General features: G+C 73.2%; 16 protein-coding genes. 10 read left to right on the top strand and 6 right to left on the bottom strand.

Annotation, left to right across the window (positions count from 1 at the left end; translation table 11 throughout):
* Nucleotides 1–17: 17 nt before the first annotated feature.
* The 3 genes from ACZ6W9_RS28420 to ACZ6W9_RS28410 are packed head-to-tail and all read left to right on the top strand — an operon-like array spanning nt 18 to nt 4,266.
* Nucleotides 18–1,412: a hypothetical protein gene (locus ACZ6W9_RS28420; protein ID WP_470120470.1), complete on the top strand. Its 1,395-nt coding sequence runs from the start codon at nt 18–20 to the stop codon at nt 1,410–1,412.
* The gene (locus ACZ6W9_RS28415) at nt 1,412–2,890 is read left to right on the top strand and encodes an acyl-CoA reductase (protein WP_389966179.1); all 1,479 of its coding nucleotides are present in this window, start codon (nt 1,412–1,414) and stop codon (nt 2,888–2,890) included. Before ACZ6W9_RS28420 ends, ACZ6W9_RS28415 begins: the two co-directional genes overlap by 1 nt.
* A gap of 53 nt (nt 2,891–2,943) precedes the next feature.
* Complete coding sequence (locus ACZ6W9_RS28410) at nt 2,944–4,266, top strand: cytochrome P450 (protein ID WP_470120468.1); 1,323 nt, start codon at nt 2,944–2,946, stop codon at nt 4,264–4,266.
* A 138-nt stretch (nt 4,267–4,404) separates the two neighbouring features.
* On the opposite strand, the gene glpK is transcribed toward ACZ6W9_RS28410, so the two are convergent.
* Together glpK and ACZ6W9_RS28400 are read right to left on the bottom strand one after the other, a co-directional pair.
* A complete protein-coding gene (gene glpK, locus ACZ6W9_RS28405; RefSeq protein WP_389966185.1) occupies nt 4,405–5,922 on the bottom strand; it encodes a glycerol kinase GlpK in 1,518 nt (505 codons plus the stop codon).
* A 135-nt stretch (nt 5,923–6,057) separates the two neighbouring features.
* Nucleotides 6,058–6,915: an MIP/aquaporin family protein gene (locus tag ACZ6W9_RS28400; protein ID WP_389966188.1), complete on the bottom strand. Its 858-nt coding sequence runs from the start codon at nt 6,913–6,915 to the stop codon at nt 6,058–6,060.
* 347 nt (nt 6,916–7,262) lie between these two features.
* Between ACZ6W9_RS28400 and ACZ6W9_RS28395 the strand changes: the two genes are divergently transcribed.
* Nucleotides 7,263–8,420 carry a cytochrome P450 gene (locus ACZ6W9_RS28395; RefSeq protein WP_470120467.1) on the top strand — a complete coding sequence of 386 codons (1,158 nt, stop codon included), beginning with the start codon at nt 7,263–7,265 and terminating at the stop codon, nt 8,418–8,420.
* A 42-nt stretch (nt 8,421–8,462) separates the two neighbouring features.
* Here the strand turns inward: ACZ6W9_RS28395 and ACZ6W9_RS28390 are convergent, their stop codons facing one another.
* Nucleotides 8,463–8,978 (bottom strand): 2'-5' RNA ligase family protein, encoded by a 516-nt coding sequence (locus ACZ6W9_RS28390; protein ID WP_470120465.1) that lies wholly within the window; start codon nt 8,976–8,978, stop codon nt 8,463–8,465.
* Nucleotides 8,979–9,083: 105 nt separating this feature from the next.
* On the opposite strand from ACZ6W9_RS28390, the gene ACZ6W9_RS28385 reads away from it, so the two are divergent.
* Complete coding sequence (locus tag ACZ6W9_RS28385; protein WP_470120463.1) at nt 9,084–10,307, top strand: alpha/beta hydrolase family protein; 1,224 nt, start codon at nt 9,084–9,086, stop codon at nt 10,305–10,307.
* Between the two features lie 118 nt (nt 10,308–10,425).
* On the opposite strand, the gene ACZ6W9_RS28380 is transcribed toward ACZ6W9_RS28385, so the two are convergent.
* The gene (locus ACZ6W9_RS28380; protein ID WP_470120461.1) at nt 10,426–11,253 is read right to left on the bottom strand and encodes an SGNH/GDSL hydrolase family protein; all 828 of its coding nucleotides are present in this window, start codon (nt 11,251–11,253) and stop codon (nt 10,426–10,428) included.
* A 352-nt stretch (nt 11,254–11,605) separates the two neighbouring features.
* Here ACZ6W9_RS28380 and ACZ6W9_RS28375 point away from each other — a divergent pair, with 352 nt between their 5' ends.
* Complete coding sequence (locus ACZ6W9_RS28375; protein ID WP_470120459.1) at nt 11,606–12,859, top strand: hypothetical protein; 1,254 nt, start codon at nt 11,606–11,608, stop codon at nt 12,857–12,859.
* A 112-nt stretch (nt 12,860–12,971) separates the two neighbouring features.
* On the opposite strand, the gene ACZ6W9_RS28370 is transcribed toward ACZ6W9_RS28375, so the two are convergent.
* Entirely contained in the window at nt 12,972–13,610 is a 639-nt protein-coding gene (locus tag ACZ6W9_RS28370) for a TetR/AcrR family transcriptional regulator (RefSeq protein ID WP_389966201.1), read from the bottom strand.
* 167 nt (nt 13,611–13,777) lie between these two features.
* Between ACZ6W9_RS28370 and ACZ6W9_RS28365 the strand changes: the two genes are divergently transcribed.
* From ACZ6W9_RS28365 to ACZ6W9_RS28350, 4 genes are all read left to right on the top strand, one after another.
* Complete coding sequence (locus ACZ6W9_RS28365; protein ID WP_470120551.1) at nt 13,778–15,436, top strand: ABC-F family ATP-binding cassette domain-containing protein; 1,659 nt, start codon at nt 13,778–13,780, stop codon at nt 15,434–15,436.
* A 129-nt stretch (nt 15,437–15,565) separates the two neighbouring features.
* Entirely contained in the window at nt 15,566–16,474 is a 909-nt protein-coding gene (locus ACZ6W9_RS28360; protein WP_389966204.1) for a Vgb family protein, read from the top strand.
* Nucleotides 16,475–16,559: 85 nt separating this feature from the next.
* On the top strand, nt 16,560–16,796 hold the full coding sequence (locus tag ACZ6W9_RS28355; RefSeq protein ID WP_389966207.1) for a hypothetical protein: 237 nt from the start codon (nt 16,560–16,562) through the stop codon (nt 16,794–16,796).
* Between the two features lie 130 nt (nt 16,797–16,926).
* Nucleotides 16,927–17,229 (top strand): hypothetical protein, encoded by a 303-nt coding sequence (locus tag ACZ6W9_RS28350; RefSeq protein ID WP_470120456.1) that lies wholly within the window; start codon nt 16,927–16,929, stop codon nt 17,227–17,229.
* Nucleotides 17,230–17,435: 206 nt separating this feature from the next.
* Here ACZ6W9_RS28350 and ACZ6W9_RS28345 read toward each other — a convergent pair whose 3' ends face one another.
* Nucleotides 17,436–18,065: a nucleoside/nucleotide kinase family protein gene (locus ACZ6W9_RS28345; RefSeq protein WP_470120455.1), complete on the bottom strand. Its 630-nt coding sequence runs from the start codon at nt 18,063–18,065 to the stop codon at nt 17,436–17,438.
* Nucleotides 18,066–18,278 lie beyond the last annotated feature (213 nt).

The following is an 18,278-nucleotide window of genomic DNA, read 5'->3' as shown; positions in this document are numbered from 1 at the left end:
GGTTCTAGGAGCACATCATGATCACCGGCCCCGACGTCCGCCTCTTCGCGGACGACCCGATGGAGTTCTTCGGCGGTTCACGCCACGCCATGCACGCCCTGCCCCCGCACGACCTCGCCGCCCTCCAGCTCGCGGCGCTGCGGCTGCGCTTCGCCGAGCTGCGCGACCGGCTGCCGGTGCTCCGCGCGATGGCCGACGAGCAGGGCATCGACGGGATCACCCGGCTCGACGACGCGGCCCCGCTGCTGTTCCCGCACACGATCTACAAGTCGTACCCGGCGGCGCTGCTGCTGGAGGGCAGGTTCGACCGGCTGACGACCTGGCTGTCGCGGCTCGTCACCGTCGACCTGTCCGGCCTCGACGTCTCCGGGTGCGACTCCATCGACGGATGGCTCGGCCTGCTGGACGACCGGACCGAGCTGCGCCTGGCCCACTCCTCCGGCACCTCGGGCACGATGTCGTTCATCCCGCACACGCGCGAGCAGTACACCGGGCTCTACGACATCGTGCGGCTGGAGGTCCTCCCCGGCTCGGAGCGGCGCGAGGAGCGCCTCGACGTCGTCTGGCCCGGGTTCCGCACCGGCCGCAGCGGCATCGACCGGCACGCCGCCGCCATGGCGGAGCGGATCGCGGGGTCGCCGGACCGGTTCCACAGCGCCCACCCGGGGCCGCTCAGCGCCGACGTGATGTTCCTCGCCGCCCGGCTGCGGGCCGCGGCCGCCCGGGGCGAGGCGGGACGCGTGGAGATCCCGGCGGCGCTCCGGGAGCGCCGCGCGGAGTTCGAGGAGGCGCAGCGGGCCGCCGCGGCCGGGATGGGCCGGTACGTCGAGGAGCTGGCCGGGCGTCTCGCGGGCCGGCGGGTCGTCTCGCTCGGCCTCTGGGCCACCTACCACGAGATGGCCGCGGCGGGCCTCGCCCGCGGCATCGAGGGCGTCTTCGCGCCGGACTCGGTGATCTTCCCCGGCGGCGGCGCGAAGGGCACGGCCCTGCCCGCGGACTGGGCAGGGGACGTCGAGCGGTTCGCCGGGGTGCCGGCCCTGCGGTACTGCTACGCGATGGCGGAGGTCATCGCGCTCAACCTGATCTGCCCGCGCGGCCGCTACCACATCGAGCCGTGGGTGATCCTGTACGTCCTGGATCCGGACACCGGTGCCCCACTGCCCCGCGAGGGGACGCGGACCGGCCGGGCCGCGTTCTTCGACCTGCTGGCCGACGTCTGCTGGGGCGGCTTCGTCTCCGGCGACGAGGTCACCGTCGACTGGTCGCCGTGCGGCTGCGGGCGCACCACCCCCCACCTGTCCATGGACATCGGCCGCTACAGCGACCGGCGGGGGGACGACAAGATCACCTGCGCGGCGACCCCGGAGGCTCTCAACGACGCGCTGGACTTCCTCAACGGGGCGCTGCTCTGATGGGCGCGCCGACGATCCCGGCGTTCGTCCGGGGCGAGACGGTCTGGGACGACCCGGTCGGCTTCGGCGGGACCGGTGAGGCGTGCGCGTTCCGCGCGCCCGACCCGGTGACCCTGCTGGACCGGCTGCCGCTGACCGACCCGCTGCGCATGCGCGACCTGGCCGGGGTCACCACCTCCGACGTCGTCGACTACCTCGCCGAACTGGGGCCGCGGCTCCGCCTTTCGGTGAACGGTTTCCTGCGGGAGGCCCTGGAGCACTCGGCGGCGTGGTCCGACATGACGCCGCCGGTCCTCCTCGCCTGCTACGAGCAGCTCCCGTCGCTGTTCACACCCGAGGCCGTCCGGGCCGTCGCCGAGGGCACGGTCGGCTCCCGGTTCCTGGACGGCTGGCAGGAGGTGGCCTCGCCCGGCGGCGGGACCGCGGCGGTGCGGGCCGTGGGGGCCCGCGCGGTGCACGTCATCGCGGGCAACAGCCCGATCATCGCGGCCGTCACGATCATCAGGAACGCCCTCGTGCGCGGCGACGCCGTGATCAAGACCCCGGCGAACGACCCGCTCACCGCGGTGGCCATCGCCCGGACGATGGCGGAGACGGCGCCCGGCCACCCGCTCACCCGGCACCTGGCCGTCGCCTACTGGAAGGGCGGCAGCGCCGCCGTCGAGGACCGCCTCTACCAGCCGGGGAACATCGACAAGATCGTGGCGTGGGGCGGGCTCGCGTCCGTCCGGCACGTCACCCGCTACATCCAGCCCGGCGTGGAGCTGGTCACCCTCGACCCGAAGCTCAGCGCCACGATCGTCGGCGCGGAGGCGTTCGCCGACGAGGCGAGCATGGCCGAGACCGCCCGGCTGGCCGCCGTGGACGTCGGCGCGCTGAACCAGCTCGGCTGCTTCAACGCCCGCGTCGTCCACGTCGTCACCGGCCTCGACGCCGCGGGCCTGGAACGCGCCGAGCGCTGGGGAGAGCTGCTCCACCGGGAGATCCTGCGGCTGCCCGCCGCGGTGAGCACCCCGGCGCGGTGGTTCGACCCGGAGCTGCGGGCGTCGCTGCGGGCGCTGCGGACCAGCCCCGACTGGTACCGCGTCATCGGCGGCCGCGACGACGAGGGGGCGGTGGTCGTCTCCCGGGTGGCCGAGCCGGTCGACTTCCACACCGCGCTGTCGGGCCGGGTGGCCAACGTCGTGCCGGTGGCCTCGCCGCGGGACGCGCTGAAGGCCATGAACGCCTACACCCAGACGGTCGGCGTCTACCCCGAGTCGCTCAAGCGGCGGCTGCGCGACCTCCTCCCGTTGTACGGCGTGCAGCGCCTGGTCTCGCTCGGCTACGCCACCCGGTTCCGGCCGGACGTGCCCCAGGACGCCATGGAGCCGGTCCGCCGCATGGTCAAGTGGATCGTCGACGAGACCTGCTCCCCCGGCGACGTCCACCCCCTCGGTCACCTGGACCTTCGGGCGGAGCCCTGGGGGCGGTCGTGACGGGCGCGCGCGGCGTCCGGGGCGCGGGAGACGGCCCGGTGAACGGGGCCGCGGTGACCGGGACTCCGGCCGGCGGCGGGACGGCTGCCGGGGACACGGCGAACGAGGCTCCGGCGAACGGCGGGACGGTGGAGGACCCGCGGCGGACCGTCGAGCGGCTGGCCGCCGACTTCGACCACCACGACCCCGAACTCACGCCCGACCTGGCGCTCATGGTCCACCGGGAGATCCGGGAGACGACGCCGGTCGCCTACTCCCGCGCCCACGGCGGGATGTGGATCCTGTCCCGCTACGACGACGTCCGCGCCGCACTCCGGGACCACGAGACGTTCAGCTCGGCCTCCGGGGTCTTCTTCCCGCGCGCCGAGGGCACCCCGCCGTTCGCGCCCCTGGAGTACGACCCGCCCGAGCACACCCGTTTCCGCGCCTTGATGAAGCCGCCGCTGCTGCTGCCCGAGGCCCGTCGGCTGGCGCCGGAGATCGCGGACCTGGTCGCCCGCGCCGTACGGCCCGTCGTCGAGCGGGGCGGCGGAGACCTGGTGCGTGAGCTGGCCGTGCCGCTGCCGCTGGCGGTGGTGTCGCTCGCCGTCGGCTTCTCGGCGGACGCCCGCGACCGCATCCGCGACCTGACCAGCAACACCTGGGCGCGGATGCCGAGGGACGGCGACGCGGGCGGCTTCTGGCCGGCGTTCGCCGAGCTGTTCCAGTCGGAGATCCGCCGGGCCCGCGCCCGGCCCGGCGGCGACCACCTGTCCGTCCTGGTCCGCGAGGAGATCGACGGCCGCCCGGTCACCGACGCCGAGCTGCACGTCATGCTGGTCGCCTACGCCATCGCCGGCCACGAGACCTCCATGAACACCCTGGCGCACCTGCTGCGGCACCTGGCGGAGCGCCCCGATCTGCAGGACCGGCTGCGCGCCGAGCCGTACCTGATGCCCGCGGCGGTGGAGGAGGCGCTGCGGCTGTGGACGCCGGTCGACCACGGCACCCGGCTGACCACGAGGGACGTCGTGGTCGGCGGGGTCGTCATCCCGCGCGGGTCACGGGTCGTCCTGCTGGCCGGCGCGGCCAACCGCGACCCGCGGGCCTTCCCCGGGCCGGAGGAGTTCCGGCTGGACCGGACGCCGAACCGGCACCTGACCTTCGGGCACGGCATCCACTTCTGCGTCGGCGCCCACCTGGCCCGCGTGGAGTTCCTCGCCGTCCTGCGCGAGCTCGCCCGGCACCCGGACTACGAGCTCGCGGGCGAGACCCGCCGCTACTACGAGAACGGCCGGCACATCTGCCTGGACCGGCTGCCGGTACGGTTCCGCACCGCCCAAACCGCCCGGCCGAACGGACGACCCGGGCGTCCTGCGACGTGCCAAGACGTTTAGGGACGTCCAGGGACGCTCAAAGATGGACTGGGACGCCCCAGGACGTCGCACATAGTGATCTGGGACGCCCCGGGACGTCTCAAGGTGTCCTCGGACGTCCCGGGGCGTTCTGTGACGGCGAGCGGGGAGCCTCGGCGGCTACGACACGTCCACCCAGTCGAGGGTGCGGTTCACCGCCTTCTTCCAGCCGGTGTAGCCCTCGGCCCGCTGCTCGTCGGACCACCGCGGCTCCCAGCGCCGGTCCTCGTTCCAGTTCTGCTTCAGCTCCTCGGTGGACTTCCAGAAGCCGACGGCGAGCCCGGCGGCGTAGGCGGCGCCCAGGGCGGTGGTCTCGGCGACGACCGGCTTGGAGACGGGCACGCCCAGCACGTCGGCCTGGATCTGCATGCACAGGTCGTTGGCGGTGACGCCGCCGTCGACCCGCAGCACGTCCAGGGTGACGCCGGAGTCCTGCCGCATCGCCTCGACCACGTCGCGGCTCTGGTAGCAGATCGCCTCCAGGGTGGCGCGGGCCAGGTGGGCGTTGGTGTTGTAGCGCGACAGGCCCACGATCGCGCCCCGGGCGTCGGAGCGCCAGTAGGGGGCGAACAGGCCGGAGAACGCCGGCACGAAGTAGATGCCGCCGTTGTCGGCCACCTGGCGGGCCAGCGCCTCGCTCTGTGCGGCCCCGGAGATGATGCCGAGCTGGTCGCGCAGCCACTGCACCGCCGAGCCGGTCACCGCGATCGACCCCTCCAGCGCGTACACCGGCCGCTCGTCGCCGAACCGGTAGCAGACGGTGGTCAGCAGGCCGCTCTTGGAGCGGACCGGCTCGTGGCCGGTGTTGAGCAGCAGGAAGTTGCCGGTGCCGTAGGTGTTCTTGGCCTCACCCGGGGCGAAGCAGACCTGCCCGACCGTCGCGGCCTGCTGGTCGCCCAGGTCACCGGAGAGCGGGACCTCCCCGCCGAACGGGCCGTCGGGCCGGGTCGTGCCGTACAGGCCCGGATGCGAGGAGGGGAGGATCTTCGGCAGCATGGCGCGGGGGATGCCGAAGAACGACAGCAGCTCGTCGTCCCACTCCAGCGTCTCGAGGTCCATCAGCATGGTGCGGCTGGCGTTGGTGGGATCGGTGACGTGGACCCCGCCGTCGACACCGCCGGTGAGATGCCACAGCAGCCAGGTGTCGGTGTTGCCGAAGATCGCCTCGCCGTCCTCGGCGGCCTGCCGGACCCCGTCGACGTTCTCCAGGATCCACTGGATCTTCCCGCCGGAGAAGTAGGTGGCCGGCGGCAGGCCCGCCTTACGGCGGATGACGTCGCCGCGGCCGTCGCGGTCCAGGGCCGAGGCGATGCGGTCGGTGCGGGTGTCCTGCCAGACGATCGCGTTGTGGTACGGCCGGCCGGTGCGCCGGTTCCACACCACCGCGGTCTCGCGCTGGTTGGTGATCCCGAGGGCGGCCAGGTCGGACGCGGACAGGTTCGCCCTGTTGAGAGCCGTCTGGACCACCGAGCGGGTGCGTTCCCAGATCTCCACGGGGTCGTGCTCGACCCAGCCGGCCCGGGGCAGGATCTGCTCGTGTTCGAGCTGGTGGCGGGCGATCTCGTTGCCGCCGTGGTCGAAGATCATGAATCGGGTGCTCGTCGTTCCCTGGTCGACTGCTCCGACGAAGTCAGGCATGAGGGTCGTGTCTCCTTCGGCACTCGGTCGGTCCGCCGTGGCCTCTCCCGGTCCGGCGGCTTACGGGGCGGCCTGCGCGCGGTCTCCCGGCCGTTCTCGTGTACGGTCCCCGGACGGACATGTCAGACGGACACGTCAGACGGGCTCGCTGCCGGCCCGCGCCCGGCCCGCCTCGGGCTCGTCGGCCGGCACCGGCACCCGGCCCGCCTCGGGCTCCTCGCCGGGCGGCAGGAACCGGGCCACCATGATCTGGTAGAGGCCCGCGCCGAGCAACCCTCCGATCAGCGGGCCCACGATCGGCACCCAGAAGTAGAGATGCCCGTGCTGATCCTGCCAGGCGGTCTCGTAGCCGGTGAGGAAGGACGCCAGGCGCGGCCCGAAGTCGCGGGCGGGGTTGATGGCGTAGCCGGCGTTCGTGCCCCAGGCCATGCCGATCGCCACCACGATCAGGCCCACCACGAAGGGCGCGAGGTTCGCCGCGGGCGCGGAGTTGCGCAGGTCGGAGACGGCGAGCACGAGCAGGAGCAGGATCGCGGTCCCGATCACCTGGTCACGCAGCGCACCCCAGGTGTCCACGGGCAGGGTGCCGTTGCCGGGCAGCGTGGAGAAGACGCCCTGCGTCTTGATCGTCAGTCCCGGGTCGGCGGCGTGCAGCACCTCGGTGTGGTTCCACCGCACGATCAGCGCGGCGACGAACGCGCCCGCGGTCTGCGCCAGCGAGTAGGGAAGCACCTTGCGCCAGGGAAAACCCTTGAACGCGGCGAGCGCGACGGTGACGGCGGGGTTGAGGTGCGCCCCGCTGATCCGGCCCGCCACGTAGACGCCGAGGGTGACGCCCAGGCCCCAGGCCCAGGCGATGCTGTCGTGATCGCCGATCCCGCCCGCGACGACCTGGGCGACGACCGCCGTTCCGAACAGGATAAGGACCAGGGTTCCCGCGAACTCGGCGGCCAGCTCGCCGAGCATGCCCCGGGCTCTCACAGATTCCGTCACTTCTCCTCCTCATCGTGCCGTGCTGCGGCGCGGGCCGTACCCGGCTCGATGCGGCTACCGGGGGGCCGGCGGACAGCCATGGAGGAAGGCCACCGAAATCCGGCGACCCTCGCACAATTCGGACGTTAAGGTCATGATGATCAACGGTCAACCGAAACAACAGAGAAATGTTCCGGTATTTCGGCCCGTCTCCGCCATGGCGGTACCGCCGATCGTGACGCGCGCACCGGGCCGTCACGCCCCCGGTGAACCGGGACGCGGCCCTTGCCGTACCCGGCCGGACGTGTAACGGTCGAAGAAGGTCCGATCGCGAGTATCAGGGGGATACGTTTCGCATGGAGAAAAGGATGCCGTTCGAGCGGGAGAACCTACTCGACCTGGCCGAGACGTACCGGGAGCTGCGCACGACCGAGCCGGTGGCGCGGGTCCGCACCTACGTGGGCGACCCCGCGTGGCTGGTCTCCGGTTATGAGGAGGCCAGGCAGGCCCTCTCCGACCCGCGCCTGGGCCGCTCGTCCCCGGATCCGGAGCGCTCCTCCCGGATCTCGGACTCGGTGCTGTTCGGCGGCCCGCGCGATGACATCGAGACCGAGAAGTCCCGGCACCAGCGGATGCGCCGGATGCTCACCCCGGCCTTCTCCGCGCGCCGGATGAGCGCCATGCGGCCGCGCGTCCAGGAGCTCGTCGACGACCTCCTCGACCGCCTGGCCGAGATGCCGAAGCCGGCCGACCTGCACGAGGCGCTCTCCGTCCCGCTGCCCATCCTGGTGATCTGCGAGCTGCTCGGCGTGCCGTACGGGGACCGCGACCACTTCAGGAGGCTGGCCGACGAGATGGGGATGCTGGGCGACCCCGTACGGGCCCAGGCGGCGATCGACGCCATGACCGACTACACCGGGAAGATCCTCGCCGAGAAGCGGGCGCACCCGGCCGAGGACGTCTTCTCCGACCTGGCCACCATGGACGCCTCCGACGACGAGGCCGCCAAGCTCGCGGGAGGGCTGCTGTTCGCGGGCCACGAGACCACGGTCAGCCGGATCGACTACGGCGTGCTCCTGCTGCTGTCCAACCCTGAGCAGCGGGACGCCCTGGTCGCCGACCCGTCGCTGGCGGACGCGGCGGTGGAGGAGATCCTGCGCCTGGCCGCGCCGAGCGACCACGGCCTGCCCCGCTACGCCCAGGAGCCGGTCACCGTCGGCGGCGTGGCCCTCGAACCCGGCGAGGCGGTGGTCGTCTCCATCCAGTCGGCCAACCGCGACGAACGGGCCTTCCCGGACCCCGACCGGTTCGACCTGCGCCGCCCCACCGGGGAACCGCACGTCGGGTTCGGCTACGGCTCGCACTTCTGCATCGGGGCGAGCCTGGCCCGGGTGGAGCTGCGGGCGGCGTTCGGCACGCTGTTCCGGCGCTTCCCCGACCTGGCCCTGGCGGTGCCCATGGAGGAGATCCAGGCGCGCCCGAACGCCCTGACCGGCGGGCTCATCAGCCTGCCCGTCACCTGGTAGCCCGGCCGCCCCGAAAAGGGAGCGACCCGGACCGGGGACGGCTCAGGGCAGGGGCATGAAGGAGTCGCGGGCGTGGTCGGCGACGGCGGCGCCGACCACGGTCGCCTCGATCGGCAGCACGTCCATACAAAGGCGGATCGCGTCCACGAGCATCGGGCTGGGAACCCGCATGGACAGCGTGCAGTGCGGCACCCAGCGACCGGGCCGGTAGACGTCGAAGCCGCCGATCCCGGCCCGGCCGAGCCGCTCGTGCACCGCCGCGTGGTGGGCGAGCAGCTCCGGCGTCGGGATCGGGCCGAGCCAGAGCACCCGGCCCAGGAACTGCCCGACGAAGTCGAAGCGCAGCCCGAACGGCACCGCCACCCGCATGTCCCGCAGCGCCGCGACGACCCCGGGGCCATCGAGCCGGGGAGCGCCGATGAGCGAGACGTGGGGACGGTGCCGGCCGCTGAGCAGGTCGCGCATCGACGGCACCTCCGCCCGCGCCAGCGCGTCCCACAGCGTCCTGATGCGTTTCTCCGCGGCGGGATCGAGATAGAGCTCCAGGGCGGCGACCATGAGGGAAGGGTAGAGCCTTTCCCACCGGCCCCCACCCTGCCGGGTCACCGACGAGTCCGACCGCTTATACCCCGAGTGTATATACTTGGCGTATAGTCGCTCGGCATGAGTCAGATGAACGATCACCGGATCCAGGCCGAGCCCCGTGAACCGCGCAGGCCTCGGCGGCGAGGCCGACTGGCCGCCGTCGCCGGGCTCGTCGCCGTCATGGCCGCCACCGGCCTCGGCCAGGCCGGGCCCGCCTTCGCCGCCGGCGCCGCCGAGCCGTACCTGCCCGCGCCCACCGGCTCACGACCGGTCGGCACCACGTCCCTGTACCTCAAGGACACCTCGCGCCCGGATCCCTGGGTGCCCGGCGTCGAGGCCCGCGAGCTCATGGTCTCGCTGTGGTATCCGGCCAAGGCTCCGGGCCGTCATCGGGCGCGGTACATGACGCCCAAGGAGTCCGAACTGCTGCTCAAGGACGGGGACATCACCAGCGTCCCGGCCGACACGCTGAGCAGGGTGCGCACCAACGCCTTCACCGACGCCCGCCCCGCGGGAGGCGCGCACAGCCTGCCCCTCATCGTGCTCTCCCCCGGGCACGGCAAGCCCAGATCCGAGCTCACGGCCCTGGCCGAGGAGCTGGCGAGCCGGGGATACGCGGTGGCCGCCATCGACCACACCTACGAGAACGTCGCCCAGACCTTTCCCGACGGGCGGGTCACGACCTGCGTCACGTGTGAGATGAAGAAGGACCCGACCGTGTGGGAGAAGCTGGAGAGGGGCCGGGCCGCCGACGTCTCCTTCGTGCTCGACGAGCTGACCGGCGCGCACCCGAGGTGGAAGGGTGCGCGTCTGATCGACACCTCCAGGATCGCCATGTCCGGTCAGTCCGCCGGCGGCGCGAGCACGCTCGCGGCCATGGCCGCCGACCCCCGGCTGCGTGCCGGCGTCGACGTGGACGGCATCGTGGAGACCGCCCTCCCCGAGGCCGGGCTGTCCCGGCCGTTCCTCCTGCTGGGCAAACCCGCCACGTACACGCCGGGCCGGCTCGGCGGCGTCAACTGGGAGGACGTCTGGGCGGGGCTGCACGGCTGGAAGCGCTGGCTGCTCGTGACCGGGGCCGCGCACACATCCTTCACCGACCTCGGTGTGCTGGTGGACCAGCTCGGCATCGAGGACGGCGCCGACATCCCCGGCGCCCGCGCCATGGCCATCACCCGCAGGTACATCGCGGCCTTCTTCGACCAGCACCTGCGCGGGAAGCCGCAGCCCTTGCTGAACGGGCCGTCGGCGGACCACCCGGAGGTCGAGTTCTGCGCCCCGGAGAAGAAGACCTGCGCGTAGCGTCATCCCCCGGCCCGTTCGGCACGTCCGGCCGGCTGCGCGCCTGAGCGAACGCCGGGTGAGCGACCGCCCCTGGATCCCTTGGCCCGGCGGGGGACGTTCGCCTACATCCTCACCGTCAGAGCAGGAAGCCGGTCGCCCCGTAGGTGACCTCGGCCAGGACGGCCTGGCCACCGGTGTTGGGGTGGAAGTAGTCCCAGGTGCTCAGCTGCGACAGCGTGAAGGGGTAGGAGAAGACGGCGCCCCCGTCGTGCCGGCAGTTGACCTGCTCGGAGCAGACGCGCGTCAGGACGTCGTTGAAGTCGACGACGCGCTGCCGTACCCGGTCGCGCCGGTCGGCGTCGGCCTGGGCGGTGGACAGGGGGTTGGCCAGCATCGACTTGCAGATGCCGAAGGCCGACCACGCCGTCCGGGCGGACGAGCTGCCCTTGCCCGCCTCCCACAGCCGCTTGAGGTCGGGGATCGTGGCGACGAAGATCGACGCGTTGGGCAGGCCGGTGACGAGGGTCTGCATCGCCGTACGGAACCTCGCCTCGAAGTCGGCGACCGACGTCATCGTGGACTCCGACGACGTGCAGGCGTCGTTGGCCCCGATGAGGATCGTCACGTAGCCGGCGTTCTGGGAGACGGCCTTCTGGGCCTGCCCGGCCATGTCGGCGACCTTGGCTCCCGTCTTGGCGTCGTTGTAGGCGACGAGGGACGGGTTGGCGGCGCGCAGGCGCAGGTGGTGACTGTTGACGGACGTGCTGGATCCGGTGGACCAGGATCTGGCCGTGCAGTCGAGGTAGTAGCCGCAGGCGTTGAAACCGCGGGTGATGGAGTCGCCCATCGAGGCCATGACGTCGGGGACCTGGGCGGCCTGCGAGGTGTTCGCGAGGGCCAGGGCCGGGACGAACGCGAACATCACGGCCGTGAGGAGGGTGAGGGCGCGACGGAGGGTGTTCATCTGCTCTCCTGGGGGGTGCTCCCCTGTCGGGGGTCGTGCTCAGAATGTCAGGCCGTCCTCCCGCTTTGACAAGTGGATCTGACGGATCAGTTACCTTTTCTTGACTTTCACCTCCGCGTCGCCGTGAGACCTCCGCACCGCGATGGGGTCGGGCGGGCGCGGGAGGACCGGGCGGAACGCCGCGCCCCGCCCGGCCGGCGTCCGCTCCCGGGAGACCCAAGACACGCCCAAGCACGTTTCCGGAGTTATTGAGATTCCGGGGGCAACGCGGTGACCTGCGGCGGAGGAGAATGGGAACGGTCGTCCGGGAGCGAACGGGGCGCGAGCGCCCACACGCCGAGAGGACACGGCAATGATCACCATCGACACTCCCCTCTGGGCCGCCCGGCTGCGCGCGAGACGGCGGGCCAGCCTGTGGAGCCGGAGAGAGCTCGGGGAACGGGTCGCCGAGGCCGCGGGCGACGCCGGTCGCGACCGGCTGCCCCTCCCGGACGGGCCGGGCGGGCGGCCCGGGACGGCGGGGACGGCCGGGACGACGGGCATGGCCCGGATGGTCGCCTCCTGGGAGGCCGGGGAGCGGCCGGACGAGATGTGCGCGGAATGGCTGTGCCGGGCGTTCGGCGCCGGCGAGACCGGCGAGCAGGGCCTGTTCGGCGGGGAGGCGGCCGGTACGACGCTCTGGCACCACCTGACGGGCGTGCCGCTGATGCCCGAGCGGTTCTCACCCGACGACGAGGAACGGACCGGCCGGGCGATCGAGGACCCGGCGCGGGCCGACGACCGTACGGTCGCCTACTTCGAGGCCGTTCTCGACGCCTACACCCGCACGGACACGCGCCCCGCGACCCTGGCCGGCGTCCTGGCCCCGGTCTTCGGCACGATCCAGGGGTTGCGCCGCGACGCCCGTCCGGCCGTCCGCCGCTCCCTGCTGCGGCTCAGCTCCCAGGACGCCGACCTGATCAGCCGGATGTGCTGCGAGGCCGGTGATCCGGAGGCGGCGCTGGCCTGGTCGGACCGCGCCCTGCGCGCCGCGCGGGAGGCCGGTGACGAGCGGCTGGTGGCCTATGCGCTCGCCCACCGGGCCGGGCTGGCGGAGTCCCTCGGCGACCCCGGAGAGGTGATCGGCCTCGCCGCCGCCGTGTGCGAGCACGTCGCGCCGGCCGAGCCGCCGGCCGCGACGGCCCGCGGGCACGAGGCGCGGGGGCACGCCATGGCGGGCGAGGGGGACATGTGCCACCGCTGCCTGGAGGAGTGCGCGGAGGCGGCGGCCATGGGAAAGCCGGAGGAACGGGAATCCCCGGGGACGCCGGCGACGGCCGGGGTGGCCGGGGCGGAGCTGGCCGCCGACTGCCTCATCGATCTGCACCGTCCCGCCGACGCGATCGAGATGCTGGAGCGGGAGCTGCCCGGCGCCCCGGCCGGGTACATGACGGCGTACGCCATGGCGCGCCTGGCCCACGCCTACGCCGACGCGCACGAGGACGAGCGGTCGGCCGCGACGGCCCGTGCGGCGCTCGCGCTGTCCCGGCGGACCGGCGCGGCCCGCGCGATGCGGGAGCTGCTCCTGATCCACGGTGACGCGCCCCGCTGGATGTTCGCGGACTGACATCCGGATCCTCCGGACGCCCGCGGACCGGACACCGCGCCCCGGCGCGGCGGACGGACCACTGCCGCTCCGCCCGCCGCGCCGGCCCCGAAGACGCTCCGCGGCCGGGATCTCAGGCAGGGTCCCCCGGGCCCCTCGGGTCCCCCGGCCCCCGGACGCGGAGGATACCGGCACGGGCGGCGGCGAGGGCGGCGTCGGCCGCCCGGTCCGCGATCGCCTCGTCCACCGGCTCGCCGCTGACGAACAACCGGTAGTACAGCGGTGCGACGGCGATCCGCACCACCTCGGCGGGGTCGGTGCCGACCGGCAGCTCGCCGCGCCCGACCGCCCGGGTGACGAGGACGGCCGACTGCTCGTGGCGGCCGGCGAAGAAGGCGTGCAGCGCCCGCGCCGTGGCCGTGTTGCGCATGGCGGCCGCGATGAACGCGGTCGAGACGGGGCCCAGCTCCGGATCGGCGAACCCGGCCGCCACCAGGCGGTTGAGGGCCCGCAGGTCGCCCTGGATCGAGCCGGTGTCGGGGACCGGCCAGGGCTCGCCGCCCGCGATGTCGAGGGCGTCGGCGGCGAGCCCCTCCACCCCGCCCCACCGCCGGTAGACCGTCGTCTTGTGGACGCCGGCGCGCGCGGCGACGCCCTCCACGGTCAGCCCGTCGAACCCCTTCTCGCCCAGCTCGGCGAGGGTCGCCTGCCGTACGGCCTCGCGCACTCTTGCGCTGCGCCCGCCCGGCCGGGCCGTCCCACCGGAATCCACGGTCCCTCCCTTTATCCGTTTGCCCGTTCCGCGCCGCGTCGGGCATACTCCAGATTAACGCAACTAGTTGCATTAAGACTCGCCACCGCGACCAGGGAGCGCAGCAGCCATGGGCATCTCACCGGACACCGCGACGACCCGTTCATCCCGTCCTCCGGAGGAAAACCCTGTCCACCCAGCTCTCCCTTCGCGACGTTTCCAAGGCGTACGGCGACCGGCCGGTTCTTGACCATGTCTCCTTCACCGTCCGGCCCGGCGAGCGCGCCGGGCTCGTCGGGGAGAACGGTTCTGGCAAGTCCACCCTGCTGCGGCTGATCGCGGGCGCCGAGTCCCCCGACGACGGTGAGATCACCGTCGTCGCCGACGGCGGGATCGGCCACCTCACCCAGACCCTCGACCTGCCGGACGACCACACCGTCCAGGACGCCGTCGACGCCGCGCTCGCCGACCTGCGGGACCTGGAGCGGCGGATGCGCGAGCTGGCCGCCGACCTCACCGAGGACCGGCTGGCCGAGTACGGTGACCTGCTCGACGCCTACGAGGCGCGCGGCGGCTACGAGGCCGACGCCCGGGTGGACAAGTCCCTGCACGGCCTCGGCCTCGGCCCCGTCGGGCGTGACCGGCGGCTGGGCGGCCTGTCCGGCGGCGAGCGGGCCCGCCTCGCCCTGGCCTGCCTGCTGGCGGCCTCCCCGGAGGTCCTGCTGCTCGACGAGCCGACCAACCACCTCGACGCCGCCGCCACGCACTGGCTGGAGGAGCGGCTGCGGTCCCACCGGGGCACGGTCGTCGCCGTGTCGCACGACCGTCTCTTCCTCGACCGGGTGGCCACCGCGATCCTGGAGGTCGAGGACGGCGGGGTGACCCGCTTCGGGAACGGATACACCGGGTTCCTGGCCGAACAGGCCGCGGCCCGGCGCCGCTGGGAGCAGGCGTACGCCGACTGGTGCGAGGAGGTACGGCGGACCGAGGAGTTCGCGTCCGTCACCGCCCACCGCGTCGCCCACGGCCGCGCCATGAAGGACAACAACAAGCCGGCCTACGACCGCGACGCCGGGCGGGTGCAGAGCTCGATCGCCGGCCGGGTCCGCCAGGGCGCCGAGCGCCTGCGGCGGCTCCACGAGAACGCGGTGCCCAGACCGCCCGAGCCCCTGCGCTTCGGGGGCGTCCCCACCCCGGGCGCGACGACGGGTGCGACGGACGGTGCCGGTCCCGTCGCCGACGTGGCGGGCGACGGGGCGACGGGTGCGGCGGGCGACGCGATCGCCGAGCTGCGGGCCGTACGGGTGGCCGACCGGCTCCACGTCGGCTCCCTGACCGTCGAGCCGGGACGGCGGCTGCTGGTCCACGGCCCGAACGGTGCGGGCAAGTCCACGCTCCTGCGGGTGCTGGCCGGCGTCACCGAACCCGACGAGGGCACCGTACGGCGCCGCGGCCGGATCGGCCACCTGCCGCAGGAGTCGTCCTTCGACAGGCCGGAGCGCCCGCTCCTCGCCGCTTTCGCCGAGGGACGGCCCGGCCACCCCGAGGAGCACCGGGCGAGGCTGCTGTCGATGGGGTTGTTCCGGCCCGAGCAGCTGCCGACACCGGTCGGGGCGCTCTCGGTCGGCCAGCGGCGCCGGCTCGGCCTGGCGCGCCTGCTGACGGAGGAGGCGGACCTGCTGCTGCTGGACGAGCCCACCAACCACCTGTCACTCAGGCTCGTCGAGGAGCTGGAGGAGGCGCTCGCCGCCTATCCCGGCGCCCTCGTCCTGGTCTCCCACGACCGGGCGCTGCGCGGCCGGTTCACCGGTGAGGAGATCGAGCTCCGCGACGGCCACCTCCGTTGACCTCCGCGGCCCGCCGCTTCCCCGAGCCCATCCCCGTGGCCTCCGCGGCCCGTCCCTTCCCCGAGCCCACTTCCGGGACCTCCGCGGGCCGCCCTTCCCCGAGTCCACCCTCGAACGAGAGGAACCCCCATGTCATCCGCCCCGACCTTCTCCGTGACGGAGATCCGCGTGTCCGGCCCGGACGCCGGGCCGTACGGCATCACCGCCGGGCCCGACGGCGCACTGTGGTTCACCCTGGTCCACCAGGGCCGGATCGGCCGGATCACCCCCGGCGGCGAGCTCACCTCCCACCCGCTCGACCCGGCGACGGGCGGGCCGACGACCATCACCGCCGGCCCTGACGGCGCGCTGTGGTTCACCGAGTACCGCGGTCACCGGATCGGGCGCCTCACCACCGATGGGGAGGCCACCGCGTTCCCGCTGCCCACCCCGGAGGCGGGGCCGTTCGGGATCGCGGCGGGACCCGACGACGCGATGTGGTTCACCGAGACCGGCGCCGACCGGGTCGGCCGCGTCACGACGGACGGGAAGATCACCGAGTTCCCGCTGCCGGAACGCGGAACCTTCCCGTCGGCCATCGCCGCCGGACCCGACGACGCGATGTGGTTCACGATGAACCAGGCGGACGCGATCGGCAGGATCGGCATGGACGGCGACGTCACCGTCCACCGGCTGCCGGCCGGGGGCTCGGCCCCGGTGGGCATCACCGCCGGGACGGACGGCGCGATGTGGTTCGTGGAGATCGGAGCGGGTCATATCGGGCGGATCACCACGGACGGGCGGATCGAGGAGTTCCCGCTCCCCGACCGTTCCGCCCGCCCGCACGCCATCGTCGCCGGACCGGACGGAGACTGCTGGTTCACCGAGTGGGGCGCCGATCGCGTCGGCAGGATCACCCCCGGCGGGCGGATCGACGAGTACGGCCTGCCGACCCCGTCGTCGGAGCCGCACGGCATCGCGGCCGGGCCGGACGGCGCGCTGTGGGTGGCGTTGGAGATCGGTGCGCTGGCCCGCCTCTCCCCGGAGCCCGCGGGCTGACCACCCGGCCGGCCGGATCGCCCGGTCCCCCACGGCGTATGGAGGGACAGGGAATTCAGTCCCGAAGCGCGGGTATGGACAGCGAATGAGCATCAACGACGAACTTCACGAGGTCGAAGAGGAAATCGCGCGACTGCGTTCCGAGGCGGCCGACCTTCGCGAGCAGGTGAACGACCTCGGCCCGACCGACGCGGTCGAGCGGTCGACGCTGATCACCATGGCCGAGCAGCAGGAGTCCCTGGCCGAGGACCTGGAGGTCAGACGCGAAGGGCTGAACCGGAAGCTCGGCGAGGCGGGCCAGACGGAGACGCGGGAGTCCTGAACCGGCGCGGCACGTATCTCCACGGGCGCGGCGCGTCTCTCCGGGGCGTGGCACGGCACATCGCACGACGGTCGGTTACATGACACCTCGAAGGGTAACCATAAGAACGAACCGTCATCGGGGGGACGAAATGATCAAAATGCTGCACAAGATGGGCGTGAAGTCCGGCGCGATGTACACGGCCGGCCTCGCGTCCATCGGCCTGTCGTTCGCGGTCTGGTACATGTCGCTCTCGCAAGAGAAGGCCGGACTGGACCGGGCGGACCGCTGGGGCATCTTCATCGGCGAGTGGGCGCCCACCTTCTTCGCGATGGGTGTCGCGCTGCGGATCGAGGAGACCCACCAGGGCATGGAGCAGGGCCGGGGGCACGGCATGGAGATGACCGAGGAGACCTACGCCGAAGGCATCATGCCCTCGCGCGCCGGGGTCTAGATTCCTCCCGGATCCCCGCACGGGGATCCGCACGGAGGTTCACGGCGACGACCGCGAGCGGGCCGCGCCCGGAGTGCGGCCCGCTCTCGGCCATGACCGTCCGCCCGGCCGGGCGCCACGCGAACCACCGCCCTGCCGGGGATCTCGGACCGCCCGGGGTCCGCGAGGGCGGATCGCCGCCCGGCCCGCCCTCACGGGCCCCGGGCTCACGACCGCTCGACCACCGCCGGATGCCGGGGATCGTCGGCGCGTACGACGACGTCGGCGTTCTTCACCGGTCCGGCCTCGTCCTCGTAGCGCGCGTAGGCGGGCAGCGTCCACCGCAGTGCGGGGTCGGTCCGCCGGGCCAGCGCGCCCGGCGACAGCCACAGGTGTACGGTCAGGTCGAACGGCAGGCCCCGGCCCAGCAGCAGCTCGCCGTCCAGCAGCAGCACCCCGCCCGGCGGCACGGTGACGTACGGCGCGCGGGTGGCCCGGTCGGTGACGCTGTCCCACAGCGTGGGGACGACCCGCCCCGAGGAGCCGGGACCGAGCGGGCCGAGGACCTCGCGGACCAGGCCCTTCAGGTCGAGCCAGTCGTCGTAGTAGGCGTCCGGGTCGGTACGGCCGTGCTCCAGGCGCAGTGAGGCCGGGCGCAGGAAGTCTCGCGCCGAGACCCTCATCACCTCCCGGCCGCGCAGGCGGAGCGGGCCGACCAGCGCGTCCGCGAGATCCTCCGGCCGCGCGGCGGGGGCTCCGTCGAGCGCCACCCGGGTCCAGGCGCCGGGGGGAGCCGCGGAGATCCGGTCGGCGAGCTCCTCCACCAGCAGCGACGGGGTGATGGGCCGTATCCTCACCGGGACATCCTCTCCCAGGCATCCGCCCGGAAACTCCCGCTTCACCCGGAAACTCCTGTGCACCCACCGGGACACTCCGCCACCGGGGCGAAATCTGCACCCCGCGGGACGCTCCGCCATCGGGGCGAAACCGCGCCCACCCCCCGAGGCCCGGCCAACCGCCATCATCCAGTCAAAGTCGGACATGATCCCGCTCAAAAATCAGCACGTCCG

It is taken from the genome of Streptosporangium sp. NPDC053982 (assembly GCF_055585205.1).
The sequence above is the reverse complement of the archived record's forward strand: the minus strand, read 5'-3'. Positions and strand labels throughout refer to the sequence as shown.

Coding starts and splice junctions, on each gene's coding strand:
- ACZ6W9_RS28390 (WP_470120465.1), bottom strand. CDS start 8,978: ATGGTCGCCGCCCTGGAGCTCTATCTCGATCCCGCCGCGGAGAAACGC.
- ACZ6W9_RS28355 (WP_389966207.1), top strand. CDS start 16,560: ATGAGCATCAACGACGAACTTCACGAGGTCGAAGAGGAAATCGCGCGA.
- ACZ6W9_RS28360 (WP_389966204.1), top strand. CDS start 15,566: ATGTCATCCGCCCCGACCTTCTCCGTGACGGAGATCCGCGTGTCCGGC.
- ACZ6W9_RS28420 (WP_470120470.1), top strand. CDS start 18: ATGATCACCGGCCCCGACGTCCGCCTCTTCGCGGACGACCCGATGGAG.
- ACZ6W9_RS28350 (WP_470120456.1), top strand. CDS start 16,927: ATGATCAAAATGCTGCACAAGATGGGCGTGAAGTCCGGCGCGATGTAC.
- glpK (WP_389966185.1), bottom strand. CDS start 5,922: ATGCCTGACTTCGTCGGAGCAGTCGACCAGGGAACGACGAGCACCCGA.
- ACZ6W9_RS28380 (WP_470120461.1), bottom strand. CDS start 11,253: ATGAACACCCTCCGTCGCGCCCTCACCCTCCTCACGGCCGTGATGTTC.
- ACZ6W9_RS28395 (WP_470120467.1), top strand. CDS start 7,263: ATGCCGTTCGAGCGGGAGAACCTACTCGACCTGGCCGAGACGTACCGG.
- ACZ6W9_RS28385 (WP_470120463.1), top strand. CDS start 9,084: ATGAGTCAGATGAACGATCACCGGATCCAGGCCGAGCCCCGTGAACCG.
- ACZ6W9_RS28415 (WP_389966179.1), top strand. CDS start 1,412: ATGGGCGCGCCGACGATCCCGGCGTTCGTCCGGGGCGAGACGGTCTGG.
- ACZ6W9_RS28375 (WP_470120459.1), top strand. CDS start 11,606: ATGATCACCATCGACACTCCCCTCTGGGCCGCCCGGCTGCGCGCGAGA.